20 protein-coding genes are annotated in these 17464 nt (G+C 60.4%); 8 read left to right on the forward strand and 12 right to left on the reverse strand.

The features are described from left to right. Positions 1–139: 139 nt before the first annotated feature. Positions 140–1354: an aldose 1-epimerase family protein gene (locus V6F91_RS10840; protein WP_332764218.1), complete on the forward strand. Its 1215-nt coding sequence runs from the start codon at positions 140–142 to the stop codon at positions 1352–1354. Here the strand turns inward: V6F91_RS10840 and V6F91_RS10845 are convergent. From V6F91_RS10845 to V6F91_RS10860, 4 genes are all read right to left on the reverse strand, one after another. Then, positions 1351–2844, reverse strand: a complete 1494-nt coding sequence (locus V6F91_RS10845) for a YifB family Mg chelatase-like AAA ATPase (RefSeq protein WP_332764220.1) — start codon at positions 2842–2844, stop codon at positions 1351–1353. The genes V6F91_RS10840 and V6F91_RS10845 overlap by 4 nt on opposite strands. Positions 2845–3016: 172 nt before the next feature. Then, positions 3017–3187 (reverse strand): hypothetical protein, encoded by a 171-nt coding sequence (locus V6F91_RS10850; RefSeq protein ID WP_332764222.1) that lies wholly within the window; start codon positions 3185–3187, stop codon positions 3017–3019. A gap of 34 nt (positions 3188–3221) precedes the next feature. Beyond that, positions 3222–3674 (reverse strand): N-acetyltransferase, encoded by a 453-nt coding sequence (locus V6F91_RS10855; RefSeq protein ID WP_332764224.1) that lies wholly within the window; start codon positions 3672–3674, stop codon positions 3222–3224. Positions 3675–4357: 683 nt separating this feature from the next. Next, entirely contained in the window at positions 4358–4618 is a 261-nt protein-coding gene (locus V6F91_RS10860) for an accessory factor UbiK family protein (RefSeq protein WP_007920416.1), read from the reverse strand. A gap of 413 nt (positions 4619–5031) precedes the next feature. On the opposite strand from V6F91_RS10860, the gene glnK reads away from it, so the two are divergent. The 4 genes from glnK (at position 5032) to sutA (ending at position 7810) form a co-directional block, all read left to right on the forward strand. After that, entirely contained in the window at positions 5032–5370 is a 339-nt protein-coding gene (gene glnK / locus V6F91_RS10865) for a P-II family nitrogen regulator (RefSeq protein ID WP_002555808.1), read from the forward strand. A gap of 36 nt (positions 5371–5406) precedes the next feature. After that, complete coding sequence (locus V6F91_RS10870) at positions 5407–6744, forward strand: ammonium transporter (protein WP_332764227.1); 1338 nt, start codon at positions 5407–5409, stop codon at positions 6742–6744. Positions 6745–6958: 214 nt separating this feature from the next. Further along, positions 6959–7384, forward strand: a complete 426-nt coding sequence (locus V6F91_RS10875; protein ID WP_093097054.1) for a secondary thiamine-phosphate synthase enzyme YjbQ — start codon at positions 6959–6961, stop codon at positions 7382–7384. Positions 7385–7486: 102 nt separating this feature from the next. Beyond that, a complete protein-coding gene (gene sutA, locus V6F91_RS10880; protein ID WP_332764231.1) occupies positions 7487–7810 on the forward strand; it encodes a transcriptional regulator SutA in 324 nt (107 codons plus the stop codon). A gap of 189 nt (positions 7811–7999) precedes the next feature. On the opposite strand, the gene V6F91_RS10885 is transcribed toward sutA, so the two are convergent. From V6F91_RS10885 to lptM, 6 genes are read right to left on the reverse strand one after another with little or no spacing between them, the layout of a single operon-like run. Beyond that, positions 8000–8707, reverse strand: coding sequence for an HAD family hydrolase (locus V6F91_RS10885; protein ID WP_332764233.1), 708 nt, complete (start codon positions 8705–8707; stop codon positions 8000–8002). Next, complete coding sequence (xerC, locus tag V6F91_RS10890; RefSeq protein ID WP_332764235.1) at positions 8704–9603, reverse strand: tyrosine recombinase XerC; 900 nt, start codon at positions 9601–9603, stop codon at positions 8704–8706. Before xerC ends, V6F91_RS10885 begins: the two co-directional genes overlap by 4 nt. A gap of 2 nt (positions 9604–9605) precedes the next feature. Next, on the reverse strand, positions 9606–10331 hold the full coding sequence (locus tag V6F91_RS10895) for a DUF484 family protein (RefSeq protein WP_332764237.1): 726 nt from the start codon (positions 10329–10331) through the stop codon (positions 9606–9608). Between the two features lie 13 nt (positions 10332–10344). Then, the gene (dapF, locus tag V6F91_RS10900) at positions 10345–11175 is read right to left on the reverse strand and encodes a diaminopimelate epimerase (protein ID WP_332764239.1); all 831 of its coding nucleotides are present in this window, start codon (positions 11173–11175) and stop codon (positions 10345–10347) included. A 3-nt stretch (positions 11176–11178) separates the two neighbouring features. After that, on the reverse strand, positions 11179–12426 hold the full coding sequence (gene lysA / locus V6F91_RS10905; RefSeq protein ID WP_332764241.1) for a diaminopimelate decarboxylase: 1248 nt from the start codon (positions 12424–12426) through the stop codon (positions 11179–11181). Between the two features lie 9 nt (positions 12427–12435). Further along, on the reverse strand, positions 12436–12606 hold the full coding sequence (lptM, locus tag V6F91_RS10910) for an LPS translocon maturation chaperone LptM (protein WP_016772589.1): 171 nt from the start codon (positions 12604–12606) through the stop codon (positions 12436–12438). A 306-nt stretch (positions 12607–12912) separates the two neighbouring features. Between lptM and cyaY the strand changes: the two genes are divergently transcribed. The 3 genes from cyaY to rnk all read left to right on the forward strand — a co-directional run bounded on the left by cyaY (position 12913) and on the right by rnk (position 14019). Then, on the forward strand, positions 12913–13245 hold the full coding sequence (gene cyaY, locus V6F91_RS10915; RefSeq protein WP_077575013.1) for an iron donor protein CyaY: 333 nt from the start codon (positions 12913–12915) through the stop codon (positions 13243–13245). Between the two features lie 3 nt (positions 13246–13248). Further along, positions 13249–13473, forward strand: a complete 225-nt coding sequence (locus V6F91_RS10920) for a DUF1289 domain-containing protein (RefSeq protein ID WP_332764245.1) — start codon at positions 13249–13251, stop codon at positions 13471–13473. Between the two features lie 126 nt (positions 13474–13599). Beyond that, positions 13600–14019: a nucleoside diphosphate kinase regulator gene (gene rnk / locus V6F91_RS10925; RefSeq protein WP_093097081.1), complete on the forward strand. Its 420-nt coding sequence runs from the start codon at positions 13600–13602 to the stop codon at positions 14017–14019. Positions 14020–14027: 8 nt separating this feature from the next. Here rnk and V6F91_RS10930 read toward each other — a convergent pair whose 3' ends face one another. After that, positions 14028–16871, reverse strand: coding sequence for a class I adenylate cyclase (locus V6F91_RS10930; protein WP_332764248.1), 2844 nt, complete (start codon positions 16869–16871; stop codon positions 14028–14030). A 181-nt stretch (positions 16872–17052) separates the two neighbouring features. Next, entirely contained in the window at positions 17053–17298 is a 246-nt protein-coding gene (locus V6F91_RS10935; protein ID WP_332764249.1) for a TIGR02647 family protein, read from the reverse strand. Between the last annotated feature and the right edge of the window lie 166 nt (positions 17299–17464).

Genomic DNA, 17464 nt, shown 5'->3' on the forward strand with positions numbered 1-17464 from the left:
CCCCCTGTGGGAGCGAGCCTGCTCGCGAGAGCATCACTGCAGATCTTTGGCAGAACATACGATCTGCCGATTCAATGTACTTGCTGAATCGTTTCCGCAGCGCTATAAAAATGGCACAACTCCAATAAAGGCTGCTGCCATGACCCCGCTCAAACTCGCCGTCGCACTCGGCGCACTCTCTGCTGCTTCCCACGCTATGGCCTGGGATTACGTCCTTCTCGATGCCAACAAACCCGCGCAAAACTGGACCATCACCAGCGCGCAATTGGGCGTGAAAACCGATAAACCCTTTTCCGTCAGCCTGCGCACCTTGCACGGCGGCCGGCAGGAAGGCGTGAGCATCGTCGATATCAATAACGGCACAATGAAACTCTCCGTAGTGCCGACCCGAGGCATGAACGTCTTGCAGGCATCCGTCGGCGACGTGCGCATGGGCTGGGAATCGCCGGTCAAGGAGGTGGTCAATCCGGCCTTCATCGAACTCAACGGACGCGGTGGCCTCGGCTGGCTGGAAGGTTTCAACGAGCTGGTGACCCGCTGTGGTTATGAATGGGTCGGCCATCCGGGCATGGACAATGGCGAACTGCTGACGTTGCACGGACGCGCTGCCAACATTCCGGCTAGTACCGTCACGCTGCACATTGACGAAAAACCGCCTTATGCCATCAGTCTGCGCGGTGAGCTGAAAGAGCAAGCCTTCAAGAAAGTCGACTTCTCGGTGGTCACAGAACTGGTCACCGAGCCAGGCAGCGTGCGCTTTGCACTTAACGATACGCTGACCAACAACGGGGATTATCCGAAGGAATACCAGGCGCTGTACCACAGCAACTTCAGTACGCCGTTCCTTGAGCAGGGCGCGCGTTTTGCTGCGCCGGTCAAACAGGTATCGCCGTTCAACGACAAGGCCAAGGGCGATCTGCCCGACTGGCAGACCTATCGCGGGCCGACCAAGGACTACGACGAAACCGTCTACAACGTCGTGCCCTATGCCGATGCCAAGGGGCAAACGCTGACCGTGCTGCATAACAAGGCCGGTAGTCTTGGCGTCTCGGTCGGTTTCAACACCTCGCAACTGCCGGTCTTTTCCCTGTGGAAAAATACCGATACCCAAGGGCAGGGCTATGTCACCGGCCTGGAACCGGGGACAAGTTTTTCCTACAACCGCCGCTATCAGCGTCCGCTGAAACTGGTGCCGACCATTGCGCCGAAAGCCAGCCAGCAGTTCCAGATCAGTTACAGCCTGCTCGCGGACAAGGACGCTGTGGATAACGCCCTGAAGCGTGTGACCGAGATTCAGGCCGGGCGTGAAACCGAAGTTCGGCAGACGCCGCTGGTTGATCTGACCGCGCATTAAGGCGTCGCCGGCCGATATTGCAGCGCCTCGGCCAAGTGCTCACGGTTGATGGCGTCGGCTTGTTCGAGGTCTGCCAGCGTACGGGCGACCTTGAGCAGGCGATGCGCCGAGCGTAGCGACAAGGTCAGGCGTTCGCAGGCGGCTTCCAGCCAGGTTTCATCGGCTGTGGATAACTTGCAGTGCCGCTTCAGTCCCGGCAAATCGAGGAAGGCATTGGCGCAGCCCTGCCTTTTTTGCTGTCGTTCACGGGCCTCGGCAACCAACGCGGCAGCGCTGGCACTGTCTTCGCCCGGCTTGACCTGCGGGTTCAGAGCCGTCGCTTCGCGCGCCACGGTCAGGTGCAAATCGATGCGGTCGAGCAGCGGGCCCGACAGTTTGTTGCGATAGCGCTGGACCATGTCCGGTGTGCACGAGCACTTGCCGCTCGGTTCGCCAAGATATCCACAGGGGCAGGGATTCATCGCCGCCACCAACTGAAACCGCGCAGGAAACCGCACGCGATCCTTGGCTCGGGCAATCACGATGTGCCCGGACTCCAACGGCTCGCGCAACACCTCGAGCACCTTGCGATCGAACTCCGGCAGTTCGTCGAGAAACAGAACGCCATGATGAGCGAGAGTGATCTCTCCGGGTTGCGGTTTCGAGCTGCCACCGACCAGTGCCGGCCCGGATGCCGAATGGTGCGGCTGGCGAAAGGGGCGCTGCGGCCAATGGGTCAGCGGCGCACCGCTGGCGACTGACTGGATCGCCGCGACCTCCAGGGCTTCACTCTCTGCCAGCGGCGGCAAAAGCCCTGGCAGACGACTTGCCAACAATGTTTTACCGGTACCCGGAGGCCCGCTGAACAGCAGGTTATGCGCACCCGCCGCAGCAATCAGCAACGCACGTTTGGCCGCCATTTGGCCCTGCACTTCATTCAAGTCGGGATAGGGCTTGCTGGCGTGCATCAAGCCGTCAGATACATACGGCTCAACCGGCGTATGCCCGTTGAAATGCGCCACAGCCTCCAGCAAATGATCGACTGCAAACACCTTAAGTCCCGAGGCCAGACATGCTTCTTCCGCATTCGCTCGCGGCACCACTAACGCGCGCCCGGCCTTGCGCGCCGCCAGCGCTGCCGGCAGGACGCCACGCACGGGCCGTACCGCGCCGGACAACGCCAGTTCGCCCAGACACTCCACCTCGTCCAGCGTCAGGCAAGGCACCTGCACACTCGCCGAGAGAATCCCCAAGGCAATCGCCAGATCAAACCGCCCGCCATCCTTGGGCAGATCTGCCGGGGCCAGATTCAAAGTGATCCGCCGCGCCGGAAACTGCAGCCCGGAATTGATGATCGCACTGCGCACCCGATCCTTGCTCTCCTTCACCGCCGCCTCGGGCAGCCCGACCATGGTCAGCGACGGCAGACCGTTGGCCAAATGGACTTCGACGGTAACAGCGGGGGCTTCCACGCCAATCTGGGCGCGACTGTGGACAATGGAGAGGGACATGGTCGTTCCTTGAGCTGAATCGGGGAGCCGCTTCCTGCGGGTTTTTGAAGGGTAGTCTGGGTAAAGGGCATTGGTCGGACAGTTTTAAAGGCGAACTTTCACTGGATGTTGCTGAAGCACTAATTCTCAGGCATAAAAAAACCGCCTGTCAGGGCGGTCATTTTTGCGGTACTCATGTTCCGCCACCGGCGAGCCAACCATCGGGCTCCATTTCCTTACCATAGGTCGCGGCCACTTTCAAAAAGTGACGCTGACTGGCTGAAACTCTGTCCGGCAAACCGAGTGCCTCGGGACCCGGTTTGGAAACCCGTGCCGATTGGGTTTTCTGCTTCTTCTGCTTCATAAACACCTCACGTGCCGGGATGCTTGATTCGATCTTATTGGTCGTCCAATGGAAAGACAAGGCGGCCGGTTGTATCAAAATAAAATCCCAGCGTTTGATAGTAAGGGATGGCGCCTGAGTCTGGCTCTTGTACTTCGATTTGCGTGCACCCCAGCTTCCGGGCGTAGAACTCTGTTGTCAGCAATGCCATTGGAGCGATCCAGCCCCGCAAGGTATTCGTCTTGCATGTGTGTCCCTGTAAAAGGACGATTTTCATGCAGATCGTGCTTCTTCGCGGCGTTGCGTAGCACAGTCCGCACAGGTCTTCTTCGTACCAGAACGCCAAGTCCAGCCCTTTTGCATCTTTGGTCTTCCACTCCAAAACAGCGTCCCAAGGATAGCCAACGGGGCCGGTCCACTGGTGGAATGCGTTGATTGCTACTGGAGTTATCGGATCGATCCTGAGTGATAGAGCATCAACTCCAGCTGCCAGGGCTTCTGGGTTCATGGACATTGTTTGATGTGCGAGTTTGCGCGATTCAGATTTGAGTGTCTGATTTCGAAGCTCGGTACCTTTGCCTTTTCTTCGCATCGTCTTGTTCTGTCGGGATCAATATGCAGACGATATCGAAGGCATTGCTGCTTACGTAATCAGACGTAGGGGACGGTCCTCGTAGGACTGTGCTTGCGTTAGTGAAGGACGTTGGAGATGGCCAGTTAAGGGTGTGAGAGGGCGGAGAAGCAATACTTTATGTCGGCATGGATGAGTGTTTTGCGCTGCTCTCGATCGTAAATGAGCTTTGACTCCTGAGCGGTACTGAAACATCCTCCCGCTCGAGGACTGCAACTGCGCATTCGTCGGGACTGGGCACCAGTAAAAGCTCCCCCGCATTTTTGGCAGCAGAGGAAGCTGGTTTCTTTGAAGTAGTGACGACGGGCTAGCCTGTCGGATTCTGAACCCAACGCCCTAAGGCTGGGAGCTAAAGAATCGCTGCGACTACTCCTCCGAACACAAAAAAGGCGTCCTATGGGGCGCCTTTTCTATTTTTCACTCTAGATCTTCTACCGGCGGGGATTGTTGCAGGGCTGCGGATCAAAACATCGCAGCCTGCGGGAATTCCTGCACCTCAAGCTGAAAGTCGTGCCGACTTTCAATCGCTAGCAGGCTAGTTCCCACAGTGGATTGCGGTCTTATTCCGCAGGCGGCGTCAGCTTCGCTTCCATCTCGGCAACCTTCGCTTCAAGGCTCTCAAGCCGTGCACGCGTGCGCGCCAACACGACCATCTGGCTATCAAATTCTTCACGGCTGACCAGGTCGAGTTTGCTGAAGGCGCTTTGCAGCAGCATCTTGAACTGGCTTTCGATTTCGGCTTTCGGCAGCGGGGTGTCGCCGCTGAACAGGCGGGAGGCGGTGCCGCTCAGGGCGTCGAGGAAGTCTTTGGGCGCGAGCATGGTGGATTCCTGGAAACAATGGCCGGCAGTGTATCACGCAGTGTCTATAGTCAATTCCGTGGTCAGGCATGCACGCTTTTCGCGCAAGCAGACGGACGGCCGCGCACCGTTGTTGTGCGTATCCGCGCGGCGGTTTGCGCAAGACTGCCGACGGTAGCAGCCAAGCGACTGAAATCACGGGGTTTCGGCGATATGGCAAGGTTTCTGCTTAGTCACCCTCGACCCATGCACTGATGCAGTCGCTGTGACGAATGCAGTGCGGCAGACGGAGCGGGGAGTTTCGTCTGGATGCGGTTAGCTGGCGTCAGTCGGGCAGGCAAGGCCGACGATGCGTTACAAAGCCAGGCACTGCGCTTAGACTTGAGTCGGGTTTGTTTTCCTGGGGCAAGTCCACCAATTCGGGAGAGAGTTTCATGAAGCTAGTCACTGCCATCATCAAGCCGTTCAAGTTGGACGACGTGCGCGAGTCGCTGTCCGAAATCGGCGTGCAGGGCATTACCGTTACTGAAGTCAAAGGCTTCGGCCGGCAGAAGGGTCACACCGAGCTGTATCGCGGCGCGGAATATGTGGTCGATTTTCTGCCCAAGGTGAAAATCGACGTGGCCATCGACGACAAAGATCTGGACCGGGTTATCGAAGCGATAACCAAGGCTGCCAACACCGGCAAGATCGGTGACGGCAAGATCTTCGTGGTCAATCTGGAACAGGCGATCCGCATACGTACCGGCGAAACCGATACCGACGCGATCTAAGCCGCCACAAACCCCAACGCCCCAGGAGAAAACAATATGACTCTGCGTAAATTCGCAGGGCTAGGAGCCCTGTTGTCCATCGTAATGCCCAGCCTTGCAATGGCGGCAGACGAAGTGGCGGCCCCAGTCCTCAATTCCGGCGACACTGCCTGGATGCTCACCTCGACAGCCCTTGTGCTGTTCATGACCATTCCCGGCCTGGCGCTGTTCTACGGCGGCATGGTCCGCTCGAAAAACATTCTTTCCGTGATGATGCAGTGCTTCGCCATTACCGGTCTGATCAGCATCCTGTGGGTCATTTATGGCTACAGCATTGCCTTCGACACCACAGGCATGGAGCAGGGCGTCGTCAACTTCAATTCGTTCTTCGGTGGCATGGGCAAGGCGTTCCTCGCCGGTGTCACGCCTTCGAGCATCACTGGCCCGGCGGCGCTGTTCCCTGAGGCGGTGTTCATTACCTTCCAGATGACCTTTGCGATCATCACCCCGGCGCTGATCGTCGGTGCGTTCGCCGAGCGCATGAAGTTCTCCGCGATGCTGATCTTCATGGGCATCTGGTTCACCCTCGTTTATGCACCGATTGCGCACATGGTCTGGTCCGGCAACGGCGGCCTGATGTGGGACTGGGGCGTGCTCGACTTCGCCGGCGGCACCGTCGTGCACATCAACGCGGGTGTGGCTGGTCTGATCGCGTGCCTGGTACTGGGCAAGCGCAAAGGCTTCCCGACCACCCCGATGGCTCCGCACAACCTCGGTTACACGCTGATGGGCGCGGCCATGCTGTGGGTCGGCTGGTTCGGCTTCAACGCCGGCTCCGCTGCGGCGGCCAACGGCACCGCCGGCATGGCAATGCTGGTTACTCAGATCGCCACCGCCGCTGCGGCACTGGGCTGGATGTTTGCCGAGTGGGTCACCCACGGCAAGCCAAGCGCACTGGGCATTGCCTCGGGTGTGGTTGCCGGTCTGGTCGCCATCACTCCGGCCGCCGGCACCGTAGGCCCGATGGGCGCACTGGTGATCGGTCTGGCCGCGGGCGTGGTGTGCTTCTTCTGTGCCACCACCCTGAAACGCAAACTCGGTTATGACGATTCCCTGGACGCGTTCGGCGTACACGGTATCGGCGGTATCCTCGGCGCGATCCTCACCGGTGTGTTTGCAGCTCCTGCGCTGGGCGGCTTCGGCACCGTGACCGACATCGGCGCACAGGTCTGGATTCAGATCAAAGGCGTCGGCTTCACGGTGATCTACACCGCGATCGTCACCTTCGTCATCCTCAAGGTCCTGGACGCGGTGATGGGTCTGCGCGTGACCGAGGAAGAAGAGTCGGTCGGCCTCGATCTGGCACAACACAACGAACGCGGCTACAACCTGTAAGTACGCGCAGAAAAAAATTGCCCGGCTCGCCGGGCATTTTTTTGTCCGCGATTTGTCATTGTGAATGCAGCTGAAAGGATTTTTCGTACGGCTTTGGTCGTGTTTACCCGTGGCGTTTTTACCCGGCGAATGGCTTACATCACTGCGGGAATATTAGGGTCTTTGTTTTTTCCCAGAGCGCGCTAGAATGCGCCCCGAACGTGCGGAGAACTGTATGTGGCAACAGACTCTGATAACCCTGCGGGCACGGCCCCGGGGCTTTCATCTGGTAACGGATGAGCTGATCGAAAACCTGCCTGAACTCAGGAAGTGTCGGATCGGTCTGTTGCATTTGTGGCTGCAGCATACCTCGGCGTCGTTGACCATCAACGAGAACGCCGATCCGGCGGTACGTCGCGACTTCGAACGATTTTTCAATCGTCTGATCCCACAAGGAACAGACGGCTATGAGCATAACGACGAAGGCCTGGACGACCTCCCGGCGCACTTCAAGGCCAGCGTGCTTGGCTGCCAGATCAGTCTGCCGGTTTCGGCAGGTCGCCTGGCACTGGGAACCTGGCAAGGCGTTTATCTGGGCGAGCACCGTGATCATGGCGGTGCCCGTAAAGTCCTCGCCACCTTGCACGGTGAAGGGGCATGAGCCGTTGGTCATCAATGGTTACCGATTTTTTTCCGGCGACTTTCGACAGTCGCCAAAGCTGGTCTATAACTAATCTGCTTTTCGCAAGTCATGAGGTAGAACATGAGCGACGATGATCTGGAAAACGACGACCTCGAAGTAGGCGACGAAGACGAGGCCGAGGAAGGTCTGGAAGCAGCAGCGGAAGTTGCTGAAGACGATGGCGGTGACGACGCGCCGGCCCCGGCTGCCAAAGGCAAAGCCAAGGCGGCGGTGTCGGTGGATGAGTTGCCGAGCATTGAAGCCAAGAACAAGGAGCGCGATGCCCTGGCCAAGGCCATGGAAGAGTTCCTTGCGCGCGGTGGCAAGGTGCAGGAAGTGGAGGCCAATGTGGTCGCCGATCCGCCCAAGAAGCCGGACAACAAGTACGGCAGCCGCCCTATCTGAGGCGTGTCGCTCGCTTGCTGAAAAAGCCCGCCGTCGCTGCGGGCTTTTTCATGCCTGGAATAAAGGAGCTGAAGTGAATGCAGTTCCCTTGTGGGAGCGAGCTTGCTCGCGAATGCGGTAGGTCATTCAGCATTGCAGTGACTGACCTGACGCTTTCGCGAGCAAGCTCGCTCCCACAGGGTTTGTGGATTATTTCGAGGTGGTATTCCAGCGGGCGAGTAGCGCGGGCAGATCCGTGAGGCTACGAATTTCGGCATCCGGCAGGCGCTCCGCTTCCCAGACTTTGCCCGCCGGGTTAAACCAGATCGCTCGCAACCCGGCCTGCTGTGCGCCGGCAATGTCGTCGCCCGGATGATCGCCGATATGCACGGCGGTTTCGGCGGTGGCACCACCACGCTGCAGCGCCTCCTGAAAAAGTCGCGCATCCGGTTTGGCGATGCCGATATCTTCGGCGCACAGGGCAAACTTGAAGAAATCCGCCAGCCCCAGTCGGCGCACATCGGCATTGCCGTTGGTGACCACCCCCAGCGCGTAGTGATTGGCGAGGATCTCCAGCACCGGTTGGACTTCGGGGAACACCTCGATCTGGTGCCGCGCATGCAGGAATACTTCAAACGCCTTGTCGGCCAGATCCGACGCCTCGTCGTGGGCGTAACCGGACTCCTCCAGCGCATGGAACAGCACGCGCCGACGCAAGGCGCTGATGCGATGTTTCAGCCCGGGCTCGCGGCTCAGCACACGCTCACGTATCGCCCACAAGTGCTCGACCGGCACCGCGCCCAGATTCGCTGCGTGCTCGCCAAGCCACTCACGCAGGACGGTTTCGGCGCTGGCAATCACTGGCGCGGTATCCCACAAGGTGTCGTCGAGGTCGAAGGTGATCAACTGAATGCTCATGAATCATCGCCTTTCATGCGTTTGGCCCGGGGGTGGGCACTGTCGTAGACCGCGGCCAGGTGCTGGAAGTCCAGGTGGGTATAGATCTGCGTGGTCTTGATGTCGGAGTGGCCGAGCAGTTCCTGCACGGCGCGCAGGTCCTGAGAGGATTCCAGCAAGTGGCTGGCGAAAGAATGCCGCAGCATGTGCGGGTGCAGGTTCTGCCCCAGTTCGCGCTCGCCAGCCAGTTTGACGCGCACCTGAATCGCTCGCGGGCCGAGGCGCCGGCCTTGCTGGCTGACGAACACGGCATCGTCCGCCGGGTTGGTCATCGCTCGCAGCGGCAGCCACTGTTCGATCGCTTCGCGGGCCTTTTTGCCTACCGGCAGCAAACGGGTTTTACTGCCCTTGCCGAGCACCTGAACCATGCCGTCAGCCAGATCGAGTTGATCGAGATTGAGCCCGGTCAGTTCGGAAAGACGCAGGCCTGAAGAGTAGAACAGTTCGAGAATCGCCTGATCACGGCGCGCCAGAAAATCATCCTCGACCGCGCCTTCGAGCAATTGCAGCGCGCGGTCGGTATCCAGGGTTTTCGGCAGGCGACGTTCGCCTTTCGGTGGCGCCAGACCCGTGGCCGGGTCGTGATCGCACAGGCCTTCACGATTGAGGTAGTGATAGAGCCCGCGTACAGCCGAAAGCAAGCGGGCGAGGCTGCGCGAGGACTGGCCCTGCGCATGCAGGCGAGCGATCAGGCTGCGCAGGCGCTGGATATCCAGCGCGGCCCAGCTGCCGATGTTCTGCTTGATGCACCAGCCGAGGACTTTTTCGAGGTCGCGGCGGTAGGCCGACAGCGTGTGCGGCGACACCTGGCGCTCACTGCGCAGGTGCTCGCAGTAAGCGTCCAGTTGCCGTTCCATGTTCAGCGTACCGAACGCAAGGAGTTGTTGACCCGTGGCAGCACGCGACCCATGACTTCGGCGATGTAGCTGAGAAACAGCGTGCCGACCGAGCTTTTGTAATGCTGCGGATCACGGCTGGCGATCGCCAGAATGCCGTGGATGCCTTGATGGCTGACCGCGACCACGGCGGTCGAGCCGATCTGCTTGCGCTGCTCTTCGCCAAAAAGAAAATCCAGCTCGTGTTCACGCAGGCTGCCGCTGACACTTTTACCTTCGGTGAGCAGGCCGCCGATGGCGACCTGGGCGTCGGCGTGAGTGACCCAGCGACCGACCGGTGCCGGGTTGTCGCCGAGCAGGATCAGGCTGACAAACGGCACCTGGAAATCCTGGCGCAGACTGTCTTCGACGCTGATTACTACGTCTTCCAGGCTGGAAGCGTCCATCAGGGCGAGGATCAGCCGGCGGGTCTTGTCGAACAGGCGATCGTTATCGCGGGCAACATCCATCAGCTGCGAGAGGCGGTGACGCATCTCGATGTTGCGATCACGCAGGATGGTCATCTGTCGTTCGACCAGCGACACGGTGTCACCGCGACGGTGCGGGATGCGCATGGCCGGCAGCAGTTCTTCGTGCTCGACGAAGAAGTCCGGATGAGCCTCGAGGTAGGCGGCGACTGCTGCCGCTTCCAGATTCGCGGACGCGGATTCGTCGGACTGTCGGGCGGGTACCTGAGGCTTATCGGTCATGGTTTCTGCTCACTCAAAGACGCACTTGTCCTTCATATACACGCACTGCCGGACCGGTCATCAGTACCGGTTGGCCGGGGCCGGCCCACTCGATGGACAGACGCCCGCCGGGCAGGTCGATCAACAGTGGCGAATCCATCCACCCCTGACTGATGGCCGCGACAGCCGCCGCGCACGCGCCGGTGCCGCAGGCCTGGGTTTCCCCGGCGCCGCGTTCCCACACGCGCAATTGCGCACGGTGGCGATCGATGACCTGAAGGAAGCCGACATTGACCCGCGCTGGAAAGCGCGGATGGTGCTCGATTTTCGGCCCCAGCTCATGCACCGGTGCATTGTTGATGTCCTGCACACGCAATACGGCGTGCGGGTTGCCCATCGACACGGCGGCCAGTTCGACCGTGGTGCCGTCAACTTCCAGCTGATAGCTGCTGGCCTGCGCTGGCGCTTGGAACGGAATGTCCGCCGGCACCAGGCGCGGCGCGCCCATGTTGACGCCGATCTGGCCGTCGTTACGCACGTCCAGTTCGATGATGCCGCCCTTGGTCTCGACGCGGATCTGCCGTTTCGCGGTCAGGCGCTTGTCGAGCACGAAGCGGGCGAAGCAGCGCGCACCGTTGCCGCACTGCTCGACCTCGGAACCGTCGGAATTGAAGATCCGGTAACGGAAATCCACGTCCGGGTTGCTCGGGGCTTCGACGATCAGCAACTGGTCGAAACCGATACCGGTATGGCGGTCGCCCCATTGCTTGGCATGTTTGGGCTGAATGTGCGCGTGCTGGCTGACCAGGTCGAGAACCATGAAGTCATTGCCCAGGCCGTGCATTTTGGTAAAACGCAGCAGCATGGGTTACTCCGGCAGCAGGCTTTCGCCGGCAAACAGCTCGGCCACGGTTTCGCGGCGGCGCACTTCAAAAACCTGATCACCGTCTACCAGCACCTCGGCGGCGCGTCCGCGGGTGTTGTAGTTGGAACTCATGACGAAACCGTAGGCACCGGCCGAATGCACGGCCAGCAAGTCGCCTTCGGCCAGCGCCAGCTCACGGTCCTTGGCGAGGAAGTCGCCGGTTTCGCAGATCGGGCCGACGATGTCGTAAGTGCGGGCGGCGGTCTCACGCGGTTTCACCGCAGTGACGTCCATCCACGCCTGATACAGCGCCGGGCGAATCAGGTCGTTCATCGCCGCGTCGACGATGGCGAAATCCTTGTGTTCGGTGTGCTTGAGGTACTCGACCTGGGTCAGCAGCACGCCGGCGTTGGCAACGATGAAACGGCCCGGCTCGAACACCAGCGCCAGATCGCGGCCTTCGAGGCGTTCGCGGACGGCCTTGACGTAGTCGGCGGCCAACGGTGGCTCTTCATCGCGATAACGCACACCCAAACCACCACCGAGATCGATGTGGCGCAGGTGAATGCCGCAATCGCCCAGGCGGTCGACCAGATCCAGCAAACGGTCGAGAGCATCGAGGAACGGCGGCAGCGTGGTCAGTTGCGAACCGATGTGGCAGTCGACGCCGACCACTTCCAGGTTCGGCAGATGCGCGGCGCGCACGTACACGTCTTCGGCATCGGCAATGGCGATGCCGAACTTGTTCTCTTTGAGACCGGTAGAAATGTACGGATGGGTGCCGGCATCGACGTCCGGGTTGACCCGCAGCGAAACCGGGGCGCGCACGCCCAGCTCGGCGGCGACCACTTGCAGGCGCTCGAGCTCATCGGTGGATTCGACGTTGAAGCAGTGCACACCAACTTCGAGGGCGCGACGCATGTCGTCACGGGTCTTGCCGACGCCGGAGAAAACGATCTTGTCGGCGCTGCCGCCAGCGGCCAGTACGCGTTCCAGCTCGCCACGGGAAACGATGTCGAAACCGGCGCCCAGACGCGCCAGGACATTCAATACGCCGAGGTTGGAGTTGGCCTTGACTGCAAAGCAGACCAGGTGCGGCATGCCGGCCAGCGCATCGGCGAAAGCCAGATATTGGGCCTCGATGTGCGCGCGCGAGTAGACATAGGTCGGGGTGCCGAAGCGGTCGGCGATGGCCGACAGCGCCACACCTTCCGCGAACAGCTCGCCGCCGCGGTAGTTAAAAGCGTCCATGGCGATCCCTTAGTAAACGTCGTGCTTGTGTGCTTTGGACGGTTGCTTTTGCGACGATTGGGCTTGCTCGGCCGGGTCCTGATCGTCATCGGGCAGGTACAGCGGGCCTTTTTGACCGCAGGCCGAAACGAGGCAGGCAACCGCGACGAGCGCAGCAAGGGAAGAGATCAGGCGCTTCATGGCGAAATCCTTGAAAATGCGTTAATTGCGCCGGAGTATACCGGCCACCCGGCAGCTTGCCTATGTAATGGCCCTCCCGTCTGGCGGGGTACCCGAGTCAGCCGCAGCCTCCCTGTGGGAGCGAGCCTGCTCGCGAAGGGGCCGGTAGATTCGACATCTTCAGCGCCTGACACCGCGCTTTCGCGAGCAGGCTCGCTCCTACAGGGAGGCGCTGCAGGCGCTTGGTCGTTATCCTTTGCAATCGGCCGGCAGCGTCCGTATCTTTCGGCGCTTGAGCCTGATCAGACAATTTTTGAGGTTGCCGCAATGAGTTTGTCCGAAGCCCGTTTCCACGATCTGGTCGATGAAACCCAGGAAAAACTGGAAGACATCTTTGATGAAAGCGACCTGGACATCGACCTGGAAAGCTCGGCCGGTGTGCTGACTGTCAAGTTCGAAAACGGCAGCCAACTGATCTTCAGTCGCCAGGAGCCGCTGCGTCAGCTGTGGCTGGCGGCGGTGTCCGGCGGCTTCCACTTCGACTATGACGAAGAAAGCGAGCGCTGGATGTGCGACAAGAGCGAAGAGCAATTGGGCGAAATGCTCGAGCGCATCGTCAAGCAGCAGGCTGGCGCTGAATTCGATTTCGAAGGTCTGTGATTCGTGACTGATGCAGCGCCTGTTCGCTCGCCAAAACCGCTTTACAGCAACGTCAGCCCGGCGGTGCCTTCGCCGTGCACGGGTGTATGTCGACTGGACGAACAGAAAGTCTGTCTCGGCTGTGCGCGCCACGTCGAAGACATTCGCGAATGGCGCTCGGCGGATGACCAGCGGCGCCGGGTGATCGTTGCCCAAGCGTCACAGCGCAAGCAATCCAGTGGGACGTGACTTGTATATTTTTTGAGCTGTGATAGTGTCCGCGAACGCCTCAAACGACCGAGGCCTGGTAAAAACCCCGTCTTTTTTGGCGGGGTTTTGCTTTTTTTGTGCAGAAGAAAGGAGTCTGCCCGGATCATGACCGCACCTTCCATCACCCTTACCCGTCTGGACGTACAACGTCTGGAGCGCTTGATCGATAGCCTGAGTGAGAAAGACCAGGCTGCGCCGGGCGTGATCGCGCTGCAAACCGAGCTGGATCGCGCCGACACCGTGGTCGGCCACGATGAAGTGCCGGCGGACGTCGTGACCATGAATTCCCGTGTGCATTGCCGCGAAGAAGGCAGTGGCAAGGATTACCACCTGACGCTGGTCTATCCCAAGGACGCCAACGCCGATGAAGGCAAGATCTCCATTCTCGCCCCGGTCGGCAGCGCGCTGCTGGGCCTGAAGGTCGGGCAGCACATCGACTGGCCGGCACCGGGTGGCAAGACCCTCAAACTGACCCTGCTCGAAGTCGAGTCGCAGCCGGCCAACGGTGGCGCTTTTCCCGAATAAGCCCCGCGTCAGACCTGTTCAAGCGCCTCGTTCAGAGCGCGCTCCAGGTCAGCTTTGTAACGCAAATACAGATTGCTCGAACTCTGCCCGTCACCGAGCAGGCCCGAAAGGTCGAGGTCGGTGATGTAGCAACGGTAGCGCTCGGCTTCGCGGCGCTGCCCGACGATCTCGCGGGCGACCACGCTGAACAACTGGTCGCCATGCTCCAGCTCGCTGAATTCCCGCTGATTGCAATACAAGGTGACCTGCACTTCGCCCGGTGCGGCTTTGCCGACGATGGCTTGCACGTCATAAAACGGCTCGTTGACCGGCGTCTGCGGCGCGGGCCGCGCTTCGACCCGGCGCGCGCGTCCCGGACCTGAAGGCAACAACTGGTAATAGAGAATTTCCAGGCGACTGTCGGAGCCGGCCTCCATCGGCAGTACGGCTTCGCGACGGAACAGGATCGACTGCAGGAAACGCTGCAACGGCACCAACAGGCTTTGCTCGTCGTGGTACGGCAGATGCTGCTGCCACAGCGCGTTGAACTCATCCAGCACGTACAGCTCGGCGTGTTGCTCGCTGATGCGGTAAAACACCTGAATGCATTCCGGCTGGCCCATCGGCAGGATCAGTGCAAGATCGTGTTCTTCCAGCGCCATTGGGTCCAGGTGCAGCGGGCTGTAGCGCGGCTGTTCCTCGCCGAGGTAGTCGAGCAGTGCCGGCAGGGTGGCGAGCGCCACATGGTTGACCTGACCCGGCACCAGTTCCAGCGCGTGATAGTGCTGCTGCACCTGAATCAGGTAACGATGGTTCAGTTCGCTGAGCAGCAGGGTCTGTGCGGTGTCGACGATTTCTTCGACACGACGGGCAATGAATTGCGCGCGGTTGTGGCAGAAGCAGCGCACTTTCAACGACGGCTGCAACGGCCCGCGCGGCAGATTGTTGAGGTAATCGCGCAGACAGTCGAGCAAGGCGTGCGGCCCGTCGAAGCGGTTGACCATTACCTCGTTCCAGCTGTTGAGCGTGACCTGATCCAGCGTCAGCACGAGATTTTCGCGCACGCCGGCGTAGCTCAGCGAGTCGGTGCGCTCGGTGGTCATCAGGATATTCAGGTCGCGATGATGCTTGAGCGGATCAATCCCGACGTTGACCAGCATCAGCACCTCGCTCGGCACGGCGGCGCGCAGCAGTGGTTCCTCGGCGACCGTGGGCAAGGGCAGGGCGATGCACTGTTGCAGGCTGCCGAGCAGGTTGAACAGTTCGAATTCGCTCAAGTCGCTGTTGCCCGGATGCAGGGCCAGCCGCGTGCTGCTGTCGATTACGCCGTTGCGGTGGCACCAGGTCAGCAGTTCGAGCAGTTCGCGGCTGCGCTTGATCGGCGCGAAATGTTCCCACTCCAGCGCGGTCAGGCTGCCGTTGTACAGGCCCCACTGGGTTTGCCCCGGCTCCTTTTTATTGCGCGATTGCACCAGGGTCAGGGTGTCTTCGGCCAGATCCGGGGCGATGCCGGGGTTGATGAACTCGACCTTGTCGGCCTTGCGCTCGAACGCTGCGTACAGGCGACGACCGAGAACATTCAGATCACGCTTGTTGATCAGGCTGACGGTCTGCTCGGTGCGGGCGAACTGGGTGAGGAAGCGATAGCTGTAATTCAATTCGTTGACCAGCGCGCGGCGTTCGGCGCTGACCTGGCGGACTTTCCACTGGCTGCGGCTGTCGAGCAGGGTCAGTTGCCGTTGATCCCAATGCCACTCGTTAGCCAGTCGCTCGAGCAGCGAGCGTTGCCAGCTCTGGGTACGGCTGTTGCCGGTGAGCTTGCGGTTGACCTTGAGATACAGCGCGCGACGTACCAGCTCGAGGCGTTCCGGCTCATTGCGGGCAATCAGGTATTCCTCGATACGCCGGTACACGACCATGTAAGGGTCCAGCTCATCCAGGTCCAGTTGATTGGCGAACACGGCTTTCTTGAAGCGCAGGCTCAGGCACTGCACTTGCGGGTGTTCGCTGGCATAGACCTCGGTCAGCAGCAATTTGAGCACCGATTTGTACGGCGACTCGATGCCCTTGAACAGTTGCCACAACCCGGCACCGATGAACTCGCCCGGCGGAATGCTCGCCATGGGTCCGAGATCAAGGGTTTCGTCGGCGCGAATGAAGCGTTTGGACAGCAGCGTGTGGGTGTAGGCGTCGTACGCGCTTTCTTCATACACCGGCACCAGCCACCAGATCGGCGTGCGCCCGGCCAGCCAGATGGCGGTGCGATAGAACTCGTCCAGCAACAGAAAGTGCTGCGTGCTGCCGCAGTTTTCCGAACTGAGCTGCGCGTCGCGTTCGCCTTTGACGAAGCGCGCCGGATCGATCAGAAAGAAGTGCGCCTCGGCGCCCTGGCTCGCGGCCCAGACTTCGAGCAACTGGCATTTTCGCTGCAGTTCGGCGAGCTCGCTTTCGCTCAGATCCGGCGCATGGCATACCCACACGTCCATGTCGCTCTGATCGGCCTGGGCCAGCGTGCCGAGGCTGCCCATGAGAAACAGGCCGTGAATCGGTCGCGGCGGGTTGCTGCCATGGCGCGGCTTGTACGAGAACGAGCGGGTCAGGCGCTGGGCTTCGGCGAGGCTGTCGGCATCCGGCTCGTAATTCGACAGGCCGGCCGGCGTGCTGCCTGAGACATAACCGGGCAGCAGCGGGTGATTGACGTGGAAGAACAGCGGCAGCAATGTCAACACGCTCTGTTGCCGGGTCGATAGACCTTCGAGGGCGCGGCCTAGGCGGCCTTCATTGAGTTTGAGAAAACGCGCGCGCAGCTGGGTGAGCGTCTTGCGGTCAATGCCCTCGTCCAGGTCGGGGCGAATTTCATGGGTGCGCGTCATGTCAGCTCAAACCGGCTCGCAGGCTCGGACGTAGAGGGTCTCGGAATGGGAGGCAGTTTAGCCGTAGCGCAGCGGGAGTTTCAGCTGAATTTGTTTTTTGACGTCAGGTTTCTATCGCGGAACAAAACGGCAGGCCCGCGGAAATCCCGTGGCAGGAGTTTCCGTGGGCGAAGTCAGGGAATCAGGCGGTTTCCTGCTCTTTCAAAATGGTCAGCACGGTTTGCACGTTTTGCGCGGCATCGCGACCGAGGCTGGTCAGATAGCCGCCATCGGGCTGATCGGTGAGGTCTTTTTCAAACAGGCGCCGGGCAGCGGCGATGTGTTTCGGGGCAGCGGTCTGATGAATTTTCAGACCTTCCTGGGAACTGTCCAGGGGAAAGAGTGCGAGGACTTCCAGTTCGGCAACCAACTCAGGGGTAAGCGACATAAGGACTCCAGACTTTCTAGGAATTGGACGACAGCGCCCCTAAGGTGAACCCGCGGGTGCGGCCTGTCCAGTGCTCAGATCAAGGGATTTTGTCTTGAGACGGATTTCAGTGTAGTCAGGGCCGGGGAGTTGGCTGGATGGATACGTTACAAACATTGTAGGAGTG

The organism is Pseudomonas koreensis, assembly GCF_036668835.1.
GTDB lineage: Bacteria > Pseudomonadota > Gammaproteobacteria > Pseudomonadales > Pseudomonadaceae > Aquipseudomonas > Aquipseudomonas koreensis_I.